At 67.8% G+C, this 15,884-nt stretch carries 12 protein-coding genes; 1 reads left to right on the top strand and 11 read right to left on the bottom strand.

The annotated features are described in order from the left end of the window. Nucleotides 1-7: 7 nt before the first annotated feature. From kdpC to AC1D1A_RS07360, 6 genes are all read right to left on the bottom strand, one after another. Nucleotides 8-637 (bottom strand): K(+)-transporting ATPase subunit C, encoded by a 630-nt coding sequence (kdpC, locus tag AC1D1A_RS07385; RefSeq protein ID WP_476851794.1) that lies wholly within the window; start codon nt 635-637, stop codon nt 8-10. Nucleotides 638-647: 10 nt separating this feature from the next. Then, the gene (gene kdpB, locus AC1D1A_RS07380; RefSeq protein WP_476870134.1) at nt 648-2,786 is read right to left on the bottom strand and encodes a potassium-transporting ATPase subunit KdpB; all 2,139 of its coding nucleotides are present in this window, start codon (nt 2,784-2,786) and stop codon (nt 648-650) included. Next, nucleotides 2,783-4,450 carry a potassium-transporting ATPase subunit KdpA gene (kdpA, locus tag AC1D1A_RS07375; RefSeq protein WP_476870133.1) on the bottom strand — a complete coding sequence of 556 codons (1,668 nt, stop codon included), beginning with the start codon at nt 4,448-4,450 and terminating at the stop codon, nt 2,783-2,785. The genes kdpB and kdpA overlap by 4 nt, the downstream gene beginning before the upstream one ends. 7 nt (nt 4,451-4,457) lie before the next feature. Beyond that, nucleotides 4,458-4,556, bottom strand: coding sequence for a potassium-transporting ATPase subunit F (locus tag AC1D1A_RS07370; protein ID WP_344361134.1), 99 nt, complete (start codon nt 4,554-4,556; stop codon nt 4,458-4,460). Between the two features lie 271 nt (nt 4,557-4,827). Then, nucleotides 4,828-6,804, bottom strand: coding sequence for an APC family permease (locus tag AC1D1A_RS07365; RefSeq protein ID WP_476932036.1), 1,977 nt, complete (start codon nt 6,802-6,804; stop codon nt 4,828-4,830). 130 nt (nt 6,805-6,934) lie between these two features. Beyond that, the gene (locus AC1D1A_RS07360; RefSeq protein WP_476932035.1) at nt 6,935-7,555 is read right to left on the bottom strand and encodes a hypothetical protein; all 621 of its coding nucleotides are present in this window, start codon (nt 7,553-7,555) and stop codon (nt 6,935-6,937) included. A 266-nt stretch (nt 7,556-7,821) separates the two neighbouring features. Between AC1D1A_RS07360 and AC1D1A_RS07355 the strand changes: the two genes are divergently transcribed. Further along, entirely contained in the window at nt 7,822-9,798 is a 1,977-nt protein-coding gene (locus tag AC1D1A_RS07355; RefSeq protein ID WP_476874320.1) for an APC family permease, read from the top strand. Nucleotides 9,799-9,948: 150 nt separating this feature from the next. Here the strand turns inward: AC1D1A_RS07355 and AC1D1A_RS07350 are convergent, their stop codons facing one another. The 5 genes from AC1D1A_RS07350 to AC1D1A_RS07330 form a co-directional block, all read right to left on the bottom strand. Beyond that, nucleotides 9,949-10,152: a cold-shock protein gene (locus tag AC1D1A_RS07350; protein ID WP_009357211.1), complete on the bottom strand. Its 204-nt coding sequence runs from the start codon at nt 10,150-10,152 to the stop codon at nt 9,949-9,951. Nucleotides 10,153-10,299: 147 nt separating this feature from the next. After that, a complete protein-coding gene (locus AC1D1A_RS07345; RefSeq protein ID WP_476872366.1) occupies nt 10,300-11,247 on the bottom strand; it encodes an alpha/beta fold hydrolase in 948 nt (315 codons plus the stop codon). An 87-nt stretch (nt 11,248-11,334) separates the two neighbouring features. Next, on the bottom strand, nt 11,335-14,130 hold the full coding sequence (locus AC1D1A_RS07340) for a PEP/pyruvate-binding domain-containing protein (RefSeq protein WP_476947434.1): 2,796 nt from the start codon (nt 14,128-14,130) through the stop codon (nt 11,335-11,337). Between the two features lie 166 nt (nt 14,131-14,296). Next, complete coding sequence (locus AC1D1A_RS07335) at nt 14,297-14,614, bottom strand: hypothetical protein (RefSeq protein ID WP_079552423.1); 318 nt, start codon at nt 14,612-14,614, stop codon at nt 14,297-14,299. 144 nt (nt 14,615-14,758) lie between these two features. After that, nucleotides 14,759-15,814, bottom strand: a complete 1,056-nt coding sequence (locus AC1D1A_RS07330) for a zinc-dependent alcohol dehydrogenase family protein (protein ID WP_476851828.1) — start codon at nt 15,812-15,814, stop codon at nt 14,759-14,761. Nucleotides 15,815-15,884: the final 70 nt, after the last annotated feature.

Below are 15,884 nucleotides of genomic sequence, written 5' to 3'. Positions count from 1 at the left end.
CATTCTCTCACTTGGATTGTGCCGGCTGCGACGGCAGCGCGGCCGCCGCCACGGCGAGGTTGAGGGCAGTCACGTTGACCGACGGCTGGCCGAGAAACGCGACTAACCCACTGCTGGTGTGCTGCTCCATCAGGGAGGCAACGGCGTCGGTGCTGAGGCCGTTCGCTGCTGCCACCCGCGCAAGCTGCAGTTTGGCGTACTCGGGTGAAATGTCCGGGTCCAGTCCGGAACCGCTGGCCGTCACCGCGTCGGCCGGCACCGCTGCCGCATCCACGCCTTCAGCGGCGGCGACGGCGGCCCGGTTCGCGGCGACGGCCTCGAGCAGTTTCGGATCGTTGGGCCCGAAGTTGGTGGCCGAGGACGACGCCGGGTCCCACTTCACGGCCGAGGGCCGGGGGTGAAACCAGCGCGGGTCCTGAGCGCCGGCGTCGTTAGCGGATGACTGGGCGATCAAGGCAGACGCGGCCGGGTCGCCGGCGGCGTCCTTGATGATGGAGCCGTTCGCCTGATATGGCGCGATGAGCTGTGCGATGCCGAAAACGGCCAGCGGGTAGGCGACGCCGAGGGCCAGTGTGGCAAAGAGCAGGAACCGCAGTGCGGTGCCGGCCTGGCGGAGGTAGCCGGTGAGTGCGTTCATGGGGGTGTTCCTAGCCGATTCCGGGGATGAGGGAAATCATGAGGTCGATGATTTTGATGCCGATGAAGGGTGCGATCAGGCCGCCGAGCCCGTAGATCAGCAGGTTCCGCGCCAGCGCCTGGTTGGCGGAGACGGCACGGTATTTGACCCCGCGCAGAGCCAGCGGCACCAGGGCGATGATGATGAGGGCGTTGAAGATCACTGCGGACAGGATGGCTGAGGCCGGGGTGGACAGGCCCATGATGTTCAGCAGTCCGAGCCCGGGGAAGGCTGCGGTGAAGAGGGCCGGGACGATCGCGAAGTACTTGGCGACGTCGTTGGCGACAGAGAAGGTGGTCAGGGCGCCGCGGGTGATGAGCAGCTGCTTGCCGATGCCGACGATGTTGATGAGTTTGGTGGGGTCGGAGTCGAGGTCGACCATGTTCGCGGCGTCCTTCGCGGCCGGGGTTCCGGAGTTCATGGCGACGCCGACGTCCGCCGCGGCCAGGGCCGGGGCGTCGTTGGTGCCGTCACCGGTCATGGCCACGAGCCGGCCTGCGGCCTGTTCCTTTTTGATGACCGCGAGCTTGTCCTCCGGGGTTGCTTCGGCCAGGAAATCGTCGACTCCGGCTTCGGCGGCGATGGCCTTGGCGGTGATGGGGTTGTCGCCGGTGATCATGACGGTCCGGATGCCCATTTGCCGCAGTTCGGCGAAGCGGGCGTGCATGCCGGGTTTGACGACGTCGGCCAGGTGGATGGTTCCCAGGATGTCCGCCCGGCCCTCCTTGTCCACCTGGGCGACCAGCAGGGGGGTGCCGCCCTGGGCCGAGATTTCCTGTACCCGGTGGTCGACCTCCGCCGGAGTGTGCCCGCCGAAGTCGGCAACGAACGCCGCCACCGTGGAGGCCGCGCCCTTTCGAATCTGCAGCCCGTCAAGGTCCAGCCCGCTCATGCGGGTGCTGGCGCTGAAGGGAACCACGGCAAAATTGCCGGAGGAGCGTTCAAGCGTGGCCAGATCGGACCCGGTCACGCCCTTGTCCGCGGCGAGGTCCACGATAGAGCGTCCCTCGGGGGTTTCATCGGCCAGACTGCAGACCCGTGCGGCCTCGATGAGCTGGGTCCTGTCCACCTGGTTGGCGGGGAAGAAATTGACGGCGCGGCGGTTGCCGTAGGTAATGGTTCCGGTCTTGTCCAACAACAGTGTGGTGATGTCCCCGGCGGTCTCCACGGCACGGCCGGAGGTCGCCAGCACATTGTGCTGGACCAGGCGGTCCATGCCGGCGATGCCGATCGCCGGGACCAGGGCCCCGATGGTGGTGGGGATCAGGCAGACCAGCAGGGCGACAAGCACGATCGGAGACGGCGTGGCGCCGGCCAGGGCGGCGAACGGTGCCAGAGACATCGTCACGGCCAGGAACACGATGGTCAGGGACACCAGCAGGACGTGCAGCGCGATTTCGTTGGGAGTCTTCTGCCGCACGGCGCCCTCCACCAGCTTGATCATCCGGTCGATGAACGTCTGTCCAGGCTCGGCCGTGATGCGGATGACAATCCGGTCCGAGAGGACCCTCGTGCCGCCGGTGACGGAGGACCGGTCACCGCCGGATTCGCGGATCACCGGGGCTGATTCGCCGGTGATGGTCGATTCGTCGACGCTCGCCAGGCCTTCGATGATTTCGCCGTCCGAGGGGATGACGTCCCCGGCCTCGCAGATCACCACATCATTGAGACGCAGCTCCGTGCCGGGCACGTCCCGGGTGGTGCCGTTGGGCTGGCGGAGCCGGGCCTGGACGCCTTTGCGGCTGGCGCGGAGGCTGTCGGCCTGGGCTTTGCCCCGGCCCTCGGCGATGGATTCGGACAGCGTGCCAAAGAGGACGGTGAGCCACAGCCAGGCTGTGACCGCGATGCCGAACACCGACGGCCGGTACAGGGAGATCGCCGTGCACAGGCCAGCCCCCACCAGCACGGTGAACATGACCGGGGAATGGATCATCTGCCGCGGGGAGAGTTTGCGGACCGCGAGCGGCAGGGCCGCGAGGACGGACGCGAACGTGAGTTTTGCCGGGGCCTTGGTGTGGTGCTTGTGTTCGCCGGGGGTGCCGAGGGGGTTGCCGTCGGCGTAGGTCTGGGCGTCGGTGTCCGTGGCTAATGCCGTGTGAGACCGGGTCATTTGAGGAGTCCTTCTGCGAGGGGTCCGAGGGCAAGGGCCGGGAAGTAGCTCAGGGCGGTCATGATCACTGTCACGCCGAGCAGCAGCGAGCCGAACAGTGGGCCGTGGGTGGGGACGGTGCCGGCGGAGGCGGGAACCTTGCCCTGACGGGCGAGGGAGCCGGCCAGAGCCAGCACCAAGACAATCGGGAGGAGCCGGCCCAGCAGCATGCCCAGGCCCATCATGACCGACATGAAGGGGCCGGAGGTGGTGATGCCACCAAACGCGGAGCCGTTGTTGTTGGCCCCGGACGTGAAGGCGTAGAGCACTTCGCTGAACTGGTGGGGACCGGTTGCTGGCGCGTTGGCCATGCTGTCCGGCAGCAGGACGGTGATTCCGGACAGGGCCAGCACCAGGGTCGGGGTGACCAGGATGTACATGGCGGCGAGCTTCATTTCCGTCGGGCCGATCTTCTTGCCTAGATACTCCGGGGTGCGCCCGACCATCAGCCCGGCGATGAAGACGGAAATGATCGACAGGATCAGCAGGCCGTAGAGCCCGGAACCGGTTCCGCCGGGAGCGACCTCGCCGAGCATCATGTTCACCATGGCTATTCCGCCGGCCAGCGGCGGCAGCGAATCGTGGGCGACGTTGACGGCGCCGGTGGAGGTCAGAGTGGTGGAGGTAGCGAAGATCGCGCTTGGCACGGGGCCGAAGCGCTGTTCAAACCCCTCGCCCAATCCGCCGGCGGCCGCTGTCGCCGTTCCCTGCCCGGCAGCCACGGCCCAACCCATCAGCGAAATCGAAGCCAGCCACAGGGTGCCCATCACGGCGACCACCGTATAGCCCTGCTTCTGGTCGCCCACCATCCGGCCGTAGGCGTAAGGCAACGCCGAGGGGATGAGCAGGATCAGGAACACCTCAAAAAGACTGATGAAGGCGTTGGGGTTTTCGAACGGGTGGGCCGAGTTGGCATTGAAGTAGCCGCCGCCGTTGGTTCCCAGGATCTTGATGGCTTCCTGGGAGGCGACGGGACCGCCGGGAATGGTCTGGCTGACCCCGGACGCCTGGTTGACGACGTCCGTAGGCCAGAAGTTCTGCACCACACCGCCGAGGACCATCACCACAGCCGCGACGAACGCGATCGGCAACAGGACCCGGAACGAGGTCCGGGCCAGGTCCACCCAGAAGTTGCCCAGCCGGTCGGTGCGGGTCCGGGCGATGCCTCGGATCAGGGCGATAACCACGACGATCCCGACGGCGGCAGAAAGGAAGTTCTGCACCGCAAGCAGGGCCATCTGCACAAAGATGCCTACCGTGGTCTCCGGTACATAGGTCTGCCAGTTCGTGTTGGTCACGAACGAAATGGCCGTGTTCATGGCCACCCAAGGATCCACGCCGGGCAGGGATCCGCTGCCCGGCAGGACGCCCTGCAGCCGCTGGAGGCCGAACACGGCCAGAATGGACACGGCCGAGAACGCCAGGACGCTGCGCAGGTAGACGGACCAAGTCTGCTCGGTGTCGGCGTCGACCCCGGCCAGCCGGTAGAAGAGGCGCTCGGGCCGGGATGACGTTTTGCCCTCGAAAACCCGGGCCAGGTAGATGCCCAGGGGCTTGTGCACGGCCGCCAGAACGATGAGGAGGGCCGCCACCTGGGCAGCAAAGGATGCAGCGTTGAACGTCATGATCCGCTCACCACTTTTCCGGGTGGATCAGGACGGCCAGCAGGTAGCCGAAGAGGCACAACCCGGCCAGCAACAGAACGAGCCACATGATCGCGTCGGCGCTCACTTGCCGCTCTCCGGCCGGTCATCGGCACTGCCGACCATTCCGGCCAGGACGTGGCCGATCCACATGACGAACCCCATGGACACCATGAGGATTCCGATAACAGCCAGGTCGGCCATTGCAGGTTCCTTTCATCCGCGCCCCGTTTGCGGGGCTACTGAAAGTCAATCCCTGCCAAGAGCGAAATAACCGGTTCCTGATGGTTTCTTAACGCCCGGACGGCCGATCTTGACGCAGTCTTAACGGGCGCGGAAAGCGCGCCGTCCCGCGGCCATTAGCCGACGTGGACCCAGGGCCGTTTGGTGACGTCCGGTTCGGCTTCGCGGAGCACTTCGCGCGTGACCGGGGCGATTTCACCTTCGCCGAAGGCCAGGAAGCGCAGCAGGTTGGTGACCGGGTTGCCTTCGGTCCAGCGGAAGTAGATGTGCGGCATCAGCCCGGTGACGTCGCGGATGTGCAGCAGCACGGAGGCGATCGTGTTCGGCACAACTGGCCCGTGGACCTCCAGGATCTGGTAACCGTGCCGGGTGACCCCGTTGACCTCGAGCGCGGTCTCGAAGTCCGAGGAGTCGTCCACGACGACTTCGAGGAACAGCGCCTGGTAGTCCACGGGGAGGTGGCTGACCTCGATCGCGGACGTGAGCTTGTCCAGGTACGCTTCAGGGCTCAGCCGCAACGGCTCGTGGGCGATGATGGCGATCGGACCTTCCAGGTTGGCGGACATGAACTCCAATGCCTTCCGGTCCATGTGGACATGGGTCGCGTGGAGTTCGAAGGAGCGCCGGATGCGGGAAAGCAGGGAGATCACAATGATGCCCCCGATGAAGAACGCGGCGATCCGGATGCCTTCGGGCCGTTCGATGATGTTGGCCACCGTGGTGTAGATGAACACGACGGCGATGACGCCAAACCCGATAGTGCGTTTGCGCTGTTTCCCGCGCCGGGCGGACAGTGCCACCGCCACCGCGGCGGAGGTCATCAGGACCAGGACGCCTGTGGCGTAAGCGCCGCCCTGGGCGTCGACGTCGGCGTCGAACAGCCAGGTGATCAGGAACCCCACCAGGGTGAACACCAGGACCAGCGGGCGCACGGCCCTTGCCCACCCGGGGGCCATGCCGTACCGGGGCAGGTAGCGCGGCACGAGGTTCAGCAGCCCGGCCATGGCGGAGGCGCCGGCGAACCACAGGATGGCGATGGTGCTCAGATCGTAGACGGTGCCGAATCCGTTTCCCAGGTATTCGTGCGCGAGGTAGGCCAGGGCGCGGCCGTTCGCCGGGCCGCCGGGTTCGAAGTCCTGCGCTGGGATCAGGACCACCGTGGTGAAGCTGGTCGTGATCAGGAAGGCACTCATGATGACGGCGGCAGTTGTCAGCAGCCGGCGGGCACCGTCGATTCGGCCTGCCGGTTTCTCTTCCGTGTCACCGGGGCGTCCCTGGATCTGCGGCATCACGGCCACGCCGGTCTCGAAGCCGGACAGGCCCAGGGCCAGCTTGGGGAAGACGAGCAGCGCGATGCCCACCACCATCAGCGGGCTCCCGTGCTGGGTGGTCAGGGCCAGCCACCAGTCGTCCACGGCAACTGGGTGGGTCAATGTTTCGAATATTGTCGTGACTACCACGACGACGTTCAGGCCCAGGTAAATGCCCACCAGGACGACGGCGACGCCGATGGCCTCCTTGAAACCGCGCAGGAACACGGCGGCGAGCAGAGCCAGCAGGAACAGCGTGACCGCGACGTTCTGGCCCTGCATCCAGGCGGGGGCGAACGGGTTCTCGAGCGCGTGCGCGGTCGCGTCCGCGGCAGAAAGCGTCATGGTGATCATGAAGTCGGTAGCCGCGAACCCCAGCAACACCAGGACGAGCAGTTTCCCGCCCCAACGCGGCATCAGCCGCTCCAGCATGGCGATGGATCCCTCGCCGCGGTGGCTTTCGCCGGCCACCCGGCGGTATACCGGCAGTGCGCCGAACAAGGTCACGGCAACCAGGACCAGCGTGGCCAGCGGCGAAATCACGCCCGCGGCCAGGGCCGCAATGGCCGGCTGGTAGCCCAGCGTGGAGAAGTAATCGACGCCGGTCAGGCACATGACCTGCCACCACGAGTGCTTCTTCAGGTGGCTGTCGCTCACGGCCCCGGGCCCCTGATGGATACCCTTGGCGTCCTGCAGGCCGAACAGCAGCCATTTCCTGAAGTTGTCCCCGGCTCCCGGCCGTGCCGCTGAGGGATCCGAAGGCGGCCTGCTCATCGTGGTCATCTATGCCTCTCCGCGCGATGCCCACCATCGTGTTTACTGCCGACGATAACACCGGAGCCGGGAGCGGCTCCCGCCCCGGGGCCGATCTTGACGGATCTTTAACACCGGCCCGCCGGCGGCGGCACCGGTCTCAGCGGGCTGCGGCGGGGGCGGGGATTTCGATGTAGAGGATGAAACCGGCGGCAGCCGGCAGATACCAGTGCCTGCGGTGCCGTGCGGGCCGGTAGAGGTGTCCGAACGGGTCTGTCACGTGGGCATGCGCCAGCACGTCTTGGCGCCGGAGCTGGACGTCGATGTCCTCGATGCCGGACGGGTGCGAGGCAAGGCCGTCGATGTCGAGAGACCAGGCGCCCCCGGCCGGGGCTGTCCCGCGTTCCAGGGCGAGGGTTTCGAACAGGTCCGAGACCACTTCGTCCCTGGTGGCGGGGTAGAAGCGGCGGAGCCGATGCCCCTCGGGATGCGCGCCTTGTGCGTCCAGCCATGCGTGGCGGAGCCAATGGAATTCCACTTGGCCGCGGGAGGGCCCGAGGACCAGATGACGGTTCGGATCCAGGGCGAGGCGGTAGGCGCTGCCGCTGCGGTCGATGATGCACGCGGCTTCCCCGACGTACTCAAACGCCGCCAGCAGGTCCTGTTCCGACCGGTGATAGGAAAAGTCCCCGCTGTCATCGACGGCGACGAAATCCGGGGCAGTGCCGCCACGGGCCGGAAGGTCGGGCGTGTCGTGTGCCGGCCGGGACGTGGTGTTCATGCTGTTTGGCTCCTGCTGGGGATCGGATTGCGGCCACCGTGGCTGCAGCGTCCTCTTGCTTCATAACATCACCGGCGACGCCCCTCGGGACGGTCCTTAATGCTTTCCATATGCCGGCAGGCCATAAATTTGCGTTCTCTTAATGTGGCGGCTCGCCGTGGGCGTTAAGGAACCATCAGGATTGTTGGCCGGACGGTCGTGACGGCTGCGTGCGCTGGTACTCTCGCGGACGGAAGCGGCGCGATGCGTCGCCTGGAAAGGACTACATGACTACCCTCAGCCGGCCACCGGCAGACCCTTCGGCGCCGCGGCCCGACGCCGGGGAGCACTTCAAGAACTGGCTGCTGTTCGGCCTCCAGGACGCCAAGGGAATCCACCAGGGGCCCGGGGCCGTGAGCGACAGCCACCTGAAGAAACACACATGGTGGCAGGTCATGTGCCTGACCGGCGTGGACTACTTCTCCACGCTGGGCTACCAGCCCGCCATCGCCGCGCTCGCGGCCGGCGTGATTTCGCCGCTGGCCACCCTGGTCCTGGTCGCCGTGACCTTGCTGGGCGCACTGCCGGTGTACCGCCGGGTGGCCGGCGAAAGTCCGCGCGGCGAAGGGTCCATCGCCATGCTGGAGCGGCTGCTGCCGCGGTGGGGCGGGAAACTGCTCGTCCTGGTGCTGCTGGGTTTCGCCGCCACCGACTTCATGATCACCATGACGCTCTCCGCTGCGGACGCAACAGCGCACGCGATCGAGAACCCGTTCGCCCCCGACTGGATCCAAGGCCAGAACGTCGCGGTCACGCTGGTCTTCCTGGCCCTGCTCGCTGCCGTGTTCCTGCGCGGCTTCAAGGAGGCGATCGGCGTCGCCGTCGTCCTGGTGGGCATTTACCTCGGGCTGAACGTCGTCGTGGTCATCACAACGATCATCGAGGTCCTGCAGCACCCGGTGGCGGTCGACAACTGGTGGCTGGCCCTGACCACCCAGCACGGGAGCCCGCTGATGGTGGTGGGCATCGCGCTGCTCGTCTTCCCCAAGCTGGCCCTGGGCCTGTCCGGCTTCGAGACCGGCGTCGCCGTGATGCCGCAGATCCGCGGCCACGTCAAGGACACCGAGGAGAACCCTGAGGGCCGGATCAAGGGTGCACGCCGGCTGCTGACGACGGCGGCCCTCATCATGAGCGCGTTCCTCGTCACCACAAGCTTCACCACGGTGGTGCTGATCCCGGCGCAGGAGTTCCAGCCGGGCGGGCAGGCGAACGGGCGTGCCCTGGCCTATCTCGCGCACGAATACCTGGGAAACGGATTCGGCACCGTCTATGACCTGAGCACCATTGCCATCCTGTGGTTCGCCGGCGCCTCCGCCATGGCCGGGCTGCTGAACCTCGTGCCGCGCTATCTGCCCCGGTACGGCATGGCCCCGGAATGGGCCCGGGCGGTCAGGCCGCTGGTCCTGGTGTTCACGCTGGTGGGGTTCGTGATCACCTGGCTGTTCGACGCCGACGTCGATGCCCAGGGCGGTGCCTACGCCACCGGTGTCCTGGTCCTGATGACGTCGGCGGCGATTGCCGTGACGTTGTCCGCGCGCGGCCGACAGCAGCGCAAGCGCACCATCGGGTTCGGCATCATTGCCGTCGTGTTCATCTACACCACGGTGGTCAACATCTTCGAGCGGCCCGAAGGCATCCGGATCGCCGCGTTCTTTATCATCGGGATCATCGTGATCTCCCTGCTCTCGCGCATCCGGCGCTCCTTCGAGCTCCATGCCACGCATGTGCGGATGGACACCCCGGCCCTGGAATTCCTGGCCGCCAATGAATCCGGCCCCATCGCGATCATCGCCCACGAACCGCTGCGGCTCACTGCCCAGGCGTACCTGGACAAGCTCACGTCCGCGATCGAGGTCAGCCACCTCCCGCTGGACTCCCAGGCACTGTTCCTCGAAGTGGTGGTGGACGACTCCTCCGACTTTGAGACCGCGCTCGAGGTCCGCGGGGTCAGCCGGCACGGGTACCAGATCCTGGAGGTCCACGGGCCAGTTGTTCCGAACACGATCGCCTCCGTGCTGCTGCACATCCGCGACGTCACCGGGCTGATGCCGCACATCTACTTCCGCTGGACGGAGGGAAACCCGTTCACCAACCTCCTGCGGTTCCTGGCTTTCGGCGAAGGCGAGATCGCCCCGGTGACGCGCGAAGTGCTGCGGGAGGCCGAGCCGGACGTCACCCGGCGTCCATGGGTCCACGTCGGCTGAGACCGCGCCCGGCGGCAGGCGCAAGGCCACAAGTGCCTCGAACACAAGCGCCTCGAACACAAACGCCCCTCCGGAGGAATCCTCCGGAGGGGCGTTGTGGTCTTCGGGGAAAGTGTCCCGGCCAGGCGGCCGGGGCTTTTTCCGGAGTACTTAGAGCGGGCGGATGTTCTCAGCCTGCGGGCCCTTCGGGCCCTGCGTGACGTCGAATTCAACCTTCTGGTTCTCGTCCAGCGAACGGTAGCCGCTGGTAGCGATTGCCGAGTAGTGGGCGAAAACGTCGGCCGACCCGTCATCCGGGGCAATGAAGCCAAAACCCTTTTCGGCGTTGAACCATTTAACTGTGCCTGTAGCCATGCCTTTATCCTTCTGAAATGCTGCTGATCTCCGGCGGCCATAAGGCCAACGGCTGCGGAGACATTCGTCCGCTGTCCCCAACGTACGGTGCGACGGGCCGCGGTGCAAGGGTCTGACGGGGGTCTTCGTCCCGGCCGGCCGCTTTCGTCAGGCCGAGACGGTGGCGTCGAAGAGCGCAATCAGGTCCCGGCTGATCTGGTACGGCGAGGTCTCGGACGGGCTGTGGCCCGCGCGGTAGACCGAAATCCGCGCACCGATCGACTGCGCGAAGCTCCGGTGCAACGCCAGCGGCCAGAGGTCGTGTTCGCCGACTGCGACAAGCTTTGGCAGCGTCGCGGCCGCCAGCACCCGCCGCAGATCCGGGGTGTGCTTCATAAGGCCGATGATGTCGACCACCGAGGCGCGGCGCGTGAACGCGAACCGGCTCCTGACGAACCGCAGCCGCTGCGGCGCCACCCGGGCAATATTGCTGCGGATGCCCCAAATCATTAATGCGGTGCCGACCCTGGAGGTGACCCAACAGCTGACCCAGCCAGCCAGGCGCACGTAGCGGAGGCTCTGCCCCGGCTCCGGCGGGCAGCTGATGAGGGTCAGACTGCGGAACTTTTCTGGCCGCTGGACGAACGCCAGCTGGGCAACCACCGCCGCGAAGGAATACCCCACGACGTGCACCGCGCCTTGATCGGTGTCCAGCATGGCCAGGAGATCGTCGCGGAACAGCTCGTAGTCGTAGCAATTCCGGGGCGGAACGAGGTTTTCGGGCCCGGCCTGGGCGGATTCGTACTGCCCGGCGATGTCGCAGCTGAGGACGAAGTATCCGGCCGCGGCGAGCTCGGGCAGCATGAGGATGAAGTCTTCCTTGGAGCCGGTCGCGCCCGGGACTAGCAGGACGCGCGGCTTCCCGGGATCTCCGGCAGCGATCGTCGCCAAGGTCCCGCTCGGTGCCTCGAACTCACCGCGCATCACGCCTGCCGGAAGGACGGCCCAGTCGAAGTCGGGCAACGCGGCGTCCCGGCGGGCGGCATCGTCCACCAGCCCCGAACCAAAGCCCTCGGGAACCGGGCCGCCCTGTGCGTTACTGCCGGCAGACGCCATCTAACTAACATAGCCCCCTGCTGGCGGCGTGGCGGAGGTCCCGCTGCAATTCGAAGGCCCGGCGCCGGCCGGTCCGGAGGTTCACGCTCAGCCAGCCAGGCTGCCGGCGGCCGTCGCAGGGGAGAGCGGGGAATCCACCTGCCGCACCGTTCCGGCCGATCCGTCCACGGTCACGGTCTCACCGGTCCGCAAACGGGTGGTCGCGTCCGGCACGCCCACCACCGCCGGGATGCCGTATTCGCGGGCCACCACGGCGCCGTGCGAGATCACCCCGCCCATTTCCATCACCAAGGCGCCGGCCGTCATGAACAGCGGCGTCCAGCCGGGGTCGGTGGAGGGTGCCACAAGGATTTCCCCGGGCTCAAGGTGCGCGCCCACCGGATCCAGGATGACCCGGACCGTTCCGGTGGCGGTGCCGGCCGACGCCGGTGTCCCGGCGAGGGCGCCGGAAGCGGGGGACTTGGCCATCACGGCCGCCTCGACGTCCGTGCCGTCGGAGAGCAGGAGCCGGGGAATCCGGCGCCGGCGCAGTTCGACGTCGTAGATCCGGTGGCGGCCCGCGACGATGCCCTTGAGGTCGGCACCCCGCAAACCCACACGGACCTCGTCGAATTCCAGGAAATACACGTCGTCCGCGGCGGCGATCGCACCGGACCGGGCCAGCTCGATGCCGATCGCGTTGAGCTGGCGGTGCATTTCCGCGAGGGCGAGGATGATGTAGAACTTGGGCAGTTCGCGCAGTCCGGACAGCTGGCGGGTCCGGCGCAGGCAGAATTCCACCAGCCGGGCACGGATCCGGCTCCGGACCCTGGTCCGTTCCACCAGGCTGCGGATCCTGGCCTCGGCATGTTCCTCGGCGCGGGCGAACTGCCGGTCGGGCGCCTGCTCGGGGTCGGCCACATGAAGGTAGTTCGAGATCATCCCGAGGATATGGTCCGGCTTCTCCGACCACCGCGGCATGCCAAGGTCGATCTCCGCCACGGCGCGGTGGCCGTAGCGGTCCAGGAACCCGTGCAGGCCGGTCTGTGCCACTGCGGGCAGCGAGCCGGCCTGGTACAGGGCGGCCAGTTCCCTTGGCCCGTGGGCCAGGAACACCTCCCGGGACGCGGCATGCGCGCCGATGGTGACGGCCAGTTGCCAGAGCTCGAGGTCCATCTCGGTGGTGACATTGTTGGGCAGACCCCGCAACACGGCCTCGAGTTCCCGCGGTGCCGCGATGCCGCGCAGCAGCCTGCGCGCCCCGGCCAGCATGAGGTACCCAACGGACGGTCCGGGCAGCGTCGCCAGGATCAGCCCGTCCACGGTGTTCTCCAGGATGCGCTGGGCGTGATCGAGCCGGCCAAAAGTGGTGGCCGGCTCCGGCAGGACAAGCTCGGATTGAAGTCGATTTCCGTAATCGAAGGCGCGGCGCAGTTCGGCGGACGGCCGCACCGCGGCCCGCACCAGGGACGGAAGCAGCCGGACCGTCAGGCCCAGGCCGGCCATGGTTCCGGGATCGCGCCCTGCGCTATTGCCCGCTGCGCCGCTGCCAGTCCCCGCCTGTCGGGGGGCCAGCCTGCCCGCTGCACCGTGCCGTGCCCGCCGGGACGGCCGTTTGCGCACGCCGAACCGCGGGTCATCCAGGAGTGCCGGAAAAACCGCGCCGGACCTGCCGTCCGCCAGCGGCAGCATCCGCAGCAGGTAGCGGCGGCCGTACCTGTTGCGCACCATGGGCGTCACGTCGACATACATCCGCAATCCCGGGTTGACGTACCGCCACGGCCCGTTGCGGTTCCGCATTGAGCCCAGCACGGAGAGCCCCATGGGGGTCAGGGGCCTGGTCAGGCCCTGGAGCAAGGTGCCGCACAGGTAGACGCGGGGGTCGGCGTCGGCCCCTGCCTCCGCGCCGAGCGGTTCGGCGGCCGCAGGCTCCGGCAGCGGATACAACGTCGTGATGGGCCGCGACTGGGTCACCCAGATCCTGCCCGCTGCGTCGATCACCCATTCCACATCCTGGGGTGTACCGAACAGCCGCTGGACGGTATCGCCGAGGGCCGTGAGTTCGCTGATCCGGGCGTCGTCCAGGCTCGGCCGCCGCCGGACTGCCGTCCCCTTCGGTGAACGGAGAAGGATGCGTCCCGTGGCCGTATCCACGACGAAATGGTCCGGGTTCACGCTGCCGGAGACCACCGCCTGGCCGGGCCCCGCGCTCGCATCGATGACCGTTTCAGTCCGGGTGCCCGTCACGGGATTGGCGGTGAAGAGCACGCCGGCGCTGGTGGCGGTGATGAGGTCCTGGACGACGACGGCGAGCCCCACCTCACGGTGGCTGATCCCGTTGGCGGCGCGGTAGGCCACGGCCCGTTCGGTCCAGAGTGAGGCCCAGCAGCGCCGGACCGACTCGACCACGGCGTCGGCTCCGGAGATGTTCAGGAAGGAATCCTGCTGGCCGGCGAAGCTGGCGAAGGGCAGGTCCTCGGCGGTGGCGGAGGACCTGACCGCCACTGTGGCCCGGCTGCCGAGCGCGGCATACGCGCCGCGAAGGGCGGCATCGACGTCGGCGGGAATCGGCGCGGTCACGATCATTTCCCGCGCCTGCCGGGCCAGTTCGCCCAGGTCCGGTCCGGGCCGGGCCAACCCGGGGCGGCCTGGCTGGCCGGGGCGGGAGCCGCCGTCGCCTGGTTCGCCGTTGTCTGTTTCGTCGTCGTTCGAAGGGCCGGGCCGCGCGGCGTCCAGCCGGGCCGCCAGCGCGTCCAGTTCGGCCGGGGCCGCCTTTCGGTAGGCAACCGTGGTGAGGCAGAATCCACGGGGTACGCGGAATCCGGCGGCCGTGAGCTTGCCGAGGTTCAGGGCCTTTCCGCCCACGAGCGGCAGGGGAGCGGAACCCAGTGCGCTGAGATCCATGACGAGACTTTCCGGCGCCCTGCCATCTGCAGAACCCATTTCCCTGCTCCCACGTCCTGTCCGCGTCTTCAATCCACGTGTTCACGCCACGTATTCAAGCCGCGGGCGGCCTCCGGGTCCTGAGTCCGGCGGCGCGGCGGCACCTCCGCCAAGCGAGCCTGCCGGCCTACTGGCCGGCGTCGGCCTCGCCGGTGTCTTCCCACATAAGATCCAGGTTGCGGAAGACCGGAGGGCCGTCGCACAGGGCGGCCATCTGCGCGGCGAATTCGGAGGTCTCGGGCCGGTTGGAGTTCTCCATGGCCGACTCGTAGGAGTCGAATTCCACGATCGTGAGGTACGTTCCGGGGCGGTCGCGGTCTGCGGTGGCCATGATGCGGCGGAAGGTCGGGGCAGTGGTTCCCTCCGTCCTGGAGGGCCGGCCGAGTTGCTCGATCTCCTCAATGCGGGAGGTCTGAAATTCGATGATCTGCACGAACCTGGCCATGACGGCTCCCTTGACGGCGGCGGATGCTGATGCGCTTCACGCTAGACCCTCGTCCTTGCCCGTGCAAGGGCGGGAGCTAGCAGTACAGCTAGGCCGGCGCGGGCGGCCGCGCGGGTGCAAGCGCGGCCGCCGTCGAGATCCCGGCTAGGGGGTCAGGAGGACCTTGATGGCGCGCCGTTCGTCCATCGCGCGGTAGGCCTCGGGTGCCTCCTCAAGCGGCATGACCGAGTCGAACACGCGGCCCGGATTGATGGTGCCGTTCAGCACGTCCGCCAGCAGTTCCGGGATGTACGTCCTGGCCGGGGCCATGCCGCCGCCGATCGAGATGTTGGTGTCGAACAGGAAGCGCAGCGGGGCTTCGGCGCCGCCGGTGGGGACGCCGACAAAGCCGAGGGCGCCGCCAGGGCGGACGCTGTGCAGGGCCTGTTCCATGGATTCCTTGGTCCCCACGCACTCCAGCACGGAGTCGGCGAGCACACCGCCAAGCAATTCGCGGACCTTGGCGACGCCCTCGTCCCCGCGTTCGGCGACGATGTCCGTGGCCCCGAATTCGCGGGCGATCGCCTGGCGGTCGGCGTGCCGTGACATGGCGATGATCCGCTCCGCGCCGAGGCGCTTGGCGGCCAGGACGCCGCAGAGCCCGACGGCGCCGTCGCCGACCACCACGACCGTCCGGCCGGGACCGGCCTTGGCCGCGAGGGCTGCGTGGTGGCCGGTGGCCATGACGTCGGAGAGCGTGAGCAGGCTGGCGCGGAGGGCGTCGTCCGGGTCGGTGACGCCCGGGACCTTGACCAGCGTGGACTCGGCGAGCGGTACGCGCACGGCCTGGCCCTGGCCGCCGTCGATCCCGTGGCCGGTGTCATCCTTGCCGCCCCAGCCGGCGAGGTGGTCGCAGGCGACCGTGACGCCGTCGAGGCACTGCGGGCACGCGCCGCAGCTGACCACGAACGGGGCGATCACGTAGTCGCCCACGGCGAGGTCTTTGATGTCGTCGCCGATGCTTTCGACCGTTCCGATGAACTCGTGCCCGATCGCGGACGGCTTGTGGGTGGGCTTGACCCCGCGGTACGGCCAGAGGTCCGAGCCGCAGACGCAGGAGGCGGTGACCTTCACGATGACGTCGGTGGGCAGCTGAAGGGTGGGGTAGTCGCGGTCTTCGACTCGGATGTCGCCGGGACCGTGGATGATGGTGGCGCGCATGGGTGCTCCTCGCATTGTGGTGGATGGGCTGGGAACGAGTTTAGTCCCGTGGCATGCCGGCCACGCAGGC

Source organism: Arthrobacter sp. P1_B9 (assembly GCF_056406495.1).
This window is presented reverse-complemented; position numbering and strand designations above follow the sequence as displayed.

Coding starts and splice junctions, on each gene's coding strand:
- AC1D1A_RS07345 (WP_476872366.1), bottom strand. CDS start 11,247: ATGGCGTCTGCCGGCAGTAACGCACAGGGCGGCCCGGTTCCCGAGGGC.
- AC1D1A_RS07350 (WP_009357211.1), bottom strand. CDS start 10,152: ATGGCTACAGGCACAGTTAAATGGTTCAACGCCGAAAAGGGTTTTGGC.
- AC1D1A_RS07365 (WP_476932036.1), bottom strand. CDS start 6,804: ATGACCACGATGAGCAGGCCGCCTTCGGATCCCTCAGCGGCACGGCCG.
- kdpA (WP_476870133.1), bottom strand. CDS start 4,450: ATGACGTTCAACGCTGCATCCTTTGCTGCCCAGGTGGCGGCCCTCCTC.
- AC1D1A_RS07360 (WP_476932035.1), bottom strand. CDS start 7,555: ATGAACACCACGTCCCGGCCGGCACACGACACGCCCGACCTTCCGGCC.
- AC1D1A_RS07330 (WP_476851828.1), bottom strand. CDS start 15,814: ATGCGCGCCACCATCATCCACGGTCCCGGCGACATCCGAGTCGAAGAC.
- kdpB (WP_476870134.1), bottom strand. CDS start 2,786: ATGACCCGGTCTCACACGGCATTAGCCACGGACACCGACGCCCAGACC.
- AC1D1A_RS07340 (WP_476947434.1), bottom strand. CDS start 14,130: ATGGATCTCAGCGCACTGGGTTCCGCTCCCCTGCCGCTCGTGGGCGGA.
- kdpC (WP_476851794.1), bottom strand. CDS start 637: ATGAACGCACTCACCGGCTACCTCCGCCAGGCCGGCACCGCACTGCGG.
- AC1D1A_RS07335 (WP_079552423.1), bottom strand. CDS start 14,614: ATGGCCAGGTTCGTGCAGATCATCGAATTTCAGACCTCCCGCATTGAG.
- AC1D1A_RS07355 (WP_476874320.1), top strand. CDS start 7,822: ATGACTACCCTCAGCCGGCCACCGGCAGACCCTTCGGCGCCGCGGCCC.